The organism is Oleiphilus sp. HI0123 (assembly GCF_001635315.1).
In genome coordinates, this window is record NZ_LWGE01001137.1 from 1 (window position 1) to 5450 (window position 5450).

Annotated in this window: 3 protein-coding genes; 2 read left to right on the top strand and 1 reads right to left on the bottom strand. The window is 43.6% G+C overall.

All coding sequences use genetic code 11. The annotated features are described in order from the left end of the window. The first annotated feature begins 445 nt into the window (after nucleotides 1–445). Nucleotides 446–2503, top strand: a complete 2058-nt coding sequence (gene prsK / locus A3761_RS11910) for an XrtA/PEP-CTERM system histidine kinase PrsK (protein ID WP_068515274.1) — start codon at nucleotides 446–448, stop codon at nucleotides 2501–2503. A gap of 51 nt (nucleotides 2504–2554) precedes the next feature. Then, the gene (gene prsR / locus A3761_RS11915; protein WP_082865148.1) at nucleotides 2555–3913 is read left to right on the top strand and encodes a PEP-CTERM-box response regulator transcription factor; all 1359 of its coding nucleotides are present in this window, start codon (nucleotides 2555–2557) and stop codon (nucleotides 3911–3913) included. Between the two features lie 64 nt (nucleotides 3914–3977). Here prsR and A3761_RS11920 read toward each other — a convergent pair. Then, a partial coding sequence (locus A3761_RS11920) for a tetratricopeptide repeat protein (RefSeq protein ID WP_156491810.1) occupies nucleotides 3978–5450 on the bottom strand: 1473 nt, incomplete at its 5' end.

Sequence of the window (5450 nt, forward strand, 5' to 3'; positions counted from 1 at the left end):
AACACAAACCACACCGCTAAGTGCTGGAGTTCCAGCACAGGCTAATCTCTCGTCGGCTAAAAACCATATCAAAGGTTAGCACGCCAACTTAGAAGAAAATATCATTAAAAAATGCTTGTTTTTTGAGCGATCTGACTAATACTTTGAGTGTCTGATAAGCGAAGTGCAATTATCAGCAATGAAAGACTTTCATGGATACTACTCGCACTATTTACCGGATTCGTATCCCAGCGAATCCGGTTTTTTTGCTTGACCTGAATTAAGAACATACTTCTCTTAGGTAATCTCAAATCCAAGCGATTTAATCAATAACTCTGCTCATGACTCTGCTACACTAAAACTAACAGACTGAATCTTTGTTCATTTATCAATTCTATCAAGTACTATCAGGTTCAGATTTTCAAAACACTCCAATATAAGTACGTTCAGGCACACTACCGGCTCAATGAATATTTCATTCTTAACTATTTCAAATAGTATTGGACTCCTGGCCTTCCTGCTACTCGCAGTATTTATCGCTAGCAAGTATTTACGCAGATCCGTTGATCGTTCCTTACTACTTGCTGCGCTAGCAAGCAGTTTATGGATGGGCGCATTGGTCGCACAAGGCTTAGGCTTTGATGTGCCATTCTATCTACGATACACCTTTGAACTCATTCGCAATGCAGCCTGGTTTGACGTTCTCTACGCGCTCTTGGGGATTAGCTTCATTCCTAACCAACAACAAGGCAGAGACCGCTTTTATCTCAGTTCGGCCATTCTCGCTCTGCTCGCTGCTATGGTCTTTATTACCTTGGCCCAAGGTATCTCAGGCTCACAATGGGTGTCCAGCTATTCGATTCTGTTGTTTCAGGTATCACTTTCTATCGTCGCACTTTTACTTTTAGAACAAGTATGGCGTAGCGCGAATATGTATAGCCGTTCCGGAATCAAATACCTAACCATCGCGATTGGCACCCTGTTCTGCTACGACTTCTTTATGTATTCAGATGCACTCTTGTTTCGCGAGTTATCCGCCCCACTATGGGAAACGCGCGGCGCAATTAATGCCCTGGCCGCTCCTTTTATCGCGTTGACTTTAATGAACAACCAAAAACAAGTCATCGGAATGCACGTCTCACGTCAAATGGCTTTCCATTCGACAACACTGGTGGTCGCCGGAATCTACCTTATCTTAATTTCTGCCGGTGGCTACTATATCAGTGTATTTGGTGGCACGTGGGGTGAAGCTCTACGAATACTGTTTATCGTAATCGGCCTAATAACATTAATACTTCTAATTAGCTCTCCAATTCTACGCGCACGTATAATGGTTTTTATTAGTAAGAATTTTTTCGACTATAAATACGACTATCGCGACGAATGGATCAAGAGTACACGCGCGCTTTCTGATACAGATACCTCCCACCCTCCATCACTACAGGCGATAAAAATCCTTGGCGACTTGGTCGGGAGCCAGTCGGGCGCGATCTGGATTAAAGACGAGGAAGGTTTATTCAAACCCAAAGCACAATACCACCTACCTGATGCAAAGTTCGGAGACATCGACCATCATTCCGAGCTAATAACCTTCTTCACCCAAAATGACTGGATCATCAACCTCGATGAATACATGCTAGACCCAAGCAAATATAAGCTGATCGAAATTCCGGAAAGCATGCTTCACCTCGAGCACCCATGGCTGATTCTGCCCCTTGGGGTCGGTGAAAACCTATCCGGATTAGTCTTGCTATGTGAACCCATCGCAACGATTGACCTAAACTGGGAGAATTACGACCTGTTGAAAATTGTTTCTCAGCAAGCATGTAGCTACATTGTTCAAAGTGACTCTCAGGAAAAGCTAGGTACTGCCATGCAGTTCGAAGCGGTAAATAAAGCATCTGCCTTTCTGGTTCATGATATAAAGACCATTATCGCGCAGCTATCTTTGCTCGTTAAGAATGCCGAAAAGCACAAATCCAACCCTGCTTTTGTTGACGATATGATTCGCACGACAAGCCATACAGTCGAGAAAATGGATCACCTGCTACAGCAAATTCATAATCCAAACCAGAACAATGAGGAAGCTTCCGTTGAGCTAGGTGAAATATTGCTAGAGATCTACCAAAGTCATAAAAAATCTAGCCCATCCCCGTCTTTAGAAGCACTTGAGCAGCCAATATGGATACATGCAGACAAAGAACAACTGCGTTCCGCAATAGGGCATATCGTTCAAAATGCCATAGATGCGACCGACAAAGCAGGAGAGGTCTCCATTGCCAGCAAGCAAACTTCCGAGCATATCTTTCTTTTTATACAAGACAGCGGCATTGGTATGAGCGAAGAGTTCATTCAGAACCAATTATTTAAGCCTTTTGAAAGTACCAAAGGCCTTACGGGTATGGGAATCGGCGTGTACCAAAGCCGTGAATATTTAAGAAAACTAGGCGGCACAATCAGCGTCACGAGCCAGATAGAAGTAGGCACCTGCTTCACCTTAAAAATTCCTCTGGCTAAAGGTTAATTCAAGGGTAAAATTTCAATGCTATTTCAAAGACTGTACGGGTAATTAAACGTGAAACGAAAACTTTTAATTGTAGAAGATGATCCTGGCCTACAAAGCCAAATGCGTTGGTGTTTTGAAGGCGTTGACGTACATCTCGCATCAGACAGGGAAGCTGCGTTGTCCATACTCCGTCGTGAAGAGCCACAAGTCGTGACACTGGATCTTGGACTACCTCCAGACCCAGGCGGTTCAAGCGAAGGCTTTCAAGCGCTCGAAGAGATACTAAGGCTAGCCCCAACAACAAAAGTAATCGTTGTTACTGGACGGGAGGAAAAAGAAAATGCTGTCAAAGCTGTTGGCTTGGGCGCAAGTGATTTTTTCCAAAAACCTTTAGATGCCGATATTCTTTCATTTATTGTTGATCGAGCCTTCCGCATGCATGAGCTGGAGAAGCAAAATCAAGAACTATCAACAGGCTCATCCTCATCACGCTTAGCGGGCATTATAGCGAGTAGCAGCAAGATGCTAGAAGTCTGTCGAATGATAGAAAAAATAGCACCTGCTGATGTGACGACCCTTTTATTAGGTGAAACCGGGACAGGAAAAGAAGTACTCGCGAAAGCAATTCATCAAGTTAGCCCAAGGCAAGATAACCCGTTTGTCGCTATTAACTGCGGAGCAATTCCTGAAAACCTGCTTGAAAGCGAGCTATTTGGACACGAGAAAGGTGCTTTTACTGGCGCAACCCAAACCAAACAAGGAAAGATTGAACTCGCAGATAGCGGCACTTTATTTCTTGATGAAATTGGCGACATGCCGATGCCGCTTCAAGTTAAGCTATTACGCTTCCTTCAGGAAAGAGTGATTGAAAGAGTTGGCGGCGTTAAACCGATACCCGTAGATGTTCGAGTTGTTTGCGCAACCCACCAGAATGTCCAACAACTCATTGACCAAAACTTATTCAGAGAGGATCTCTATTATCGAGTGAGTGAAATTTCTCTCAATATCCCCCCCATCAGGGAGCGTGACGGTGATGCGATTATCATTGCACAAGCTTTGCTTAAAACTTTCGCTCAACAAATGAACCGTCCGACATTAGCATTTAACGAAGATGCGATGCGAGCAATAAAGAGCTATGAATGGCCAGGTAATGTTCGAGAAATTATTAACAAAGTAAAGCGGGCAGTCATCATGGCTGATGATAAGCTTGTCACGAGCTCAGACCTTGAGCTGTCAAATGATGCTTGTGCGACTGAAGAGGCGCTTAATCTTCGCCAAATAAGAGACGCAGCAGAAAAAACGGCAATCACACAAGCTATTCATGCCGCACAGAATAATATGGCGCAAGCAGCTAGACTACTCGGAATTACTAGGCCGACACTCTATAACCTGACGGAAAAGTTTGGAATTAATACCCACGAGCAATAGCCCTATTCGCTACACTCATAGGAGTAAGAAAAAAGCCTGCTTCATGCAGGCTTTTTCTCAAGGGTTACTGCTTGGCTCGAGCAGCGTTTAAATGCTCTTCAATTTCTTCCATTTCCGGAGCGAGCTTATGTGCTTTCTCTAGATAAGGTAAGCCTTCAGAAACCTTCCCGTTATCAACGAGTACCCAACCATAACTATCAAGAACGGCTGGACTCTCCGGCGCTAAGTCTACAGCTTTAGCTAACAGCTCTAACGCCCTCGAATCTTTTTTCTCAAAATAGATCCACCCTAGATTATTCAGAGCCATGACGTTATTGGGCGCAATTTTCAGAACTTTTTCATAACCTTCAACCGCTTTTATACGTTGCCCCCGCTGCTGATAAGCTAAGGACTGATACATAAGCGCTGGGGTACTGTTAGGTAGCTTAACCAACCAATCTTGAAGGAACTTGTTTTGGGCAGGCTTATCACCCAAAACACCTAGCACTCGATATAGTTTTTCAGCTGTAGAATCTACGGGTGCATTTCCCCAGCTTTGCATCAATAGCTTACGCGCTGTTGAATAGTCATTCTTGGATAGCGCAATATCACCGCGCAATATGTTCACAACAGGGTGGCTATCATTAATAGCCTCTATTTGACCAAGTACTTTCTCAGCCTCATTAACACGTCCAGCCTTCAGCTCAAGATCAACTAAAAAAGACAATAAGCGCATATTATCCGGTTCACTCGTTAGAACCTCAGCGACTTTGGTACGCGCCGTAGCGAAATCGCTCTTACGCATTGCAATTAAGGCTTCAACATACTTAATTCCATCACCTAAACGCTTGGTTTTTCCATCTTCTCCGTGAGCCGCTTTCGCTTTTTCAAGATACGCTTTAGCATCCGATACATTCTGCTGTGAGATCGACTCCTGAATCAGTACATAATATGGCGCTAGCTGAGCATTACTATTTGCGAAGAACTCTAATTTACTACGTCCTTCGGCACCTTGATCTTCGATAAGATAAACAGATAGCAAACCTTTATAACCCAACTCACTTTCGGGGAACACCCGAATAATTTCATTAAACGTTTGCTTTGCTGAATCGCCTTTACTTAAAGATATCTCAGCTTTTCCTTTCGCAAACAAGGCATTTAGATAACCTTCACCTTCCTTGTTTACCTCTGCAGCCATAGTAAAACGTTTTAACGCTGTGGATATATTCCTTTGATTCAGCGAGAAGTAACCGGCTACTAAATTGGTCGCATAATCTCTTGGTTTAGCTTTCAACGCACTGGCGATAAATTCTTCAGCTTTCTTCGCTCCGTCATGACGCAAGTGGAAACTTACAATGCTTCTTAACAGTTGAAGATCTGAACTATCTAGCTTGTATGATTGATCTAGCTGTTGCCATTCTTTACCTTTATTCGCTCCTGGGCCACTACGGTAGTAATCTGCCAAAGCAAGGCGAACCCGAATATTCTTTTCATCAAACGACAAAGCTTTCAGAAGGGCATTCTCACCCTTTTTGTACTGACCATCAGATATTGCTGC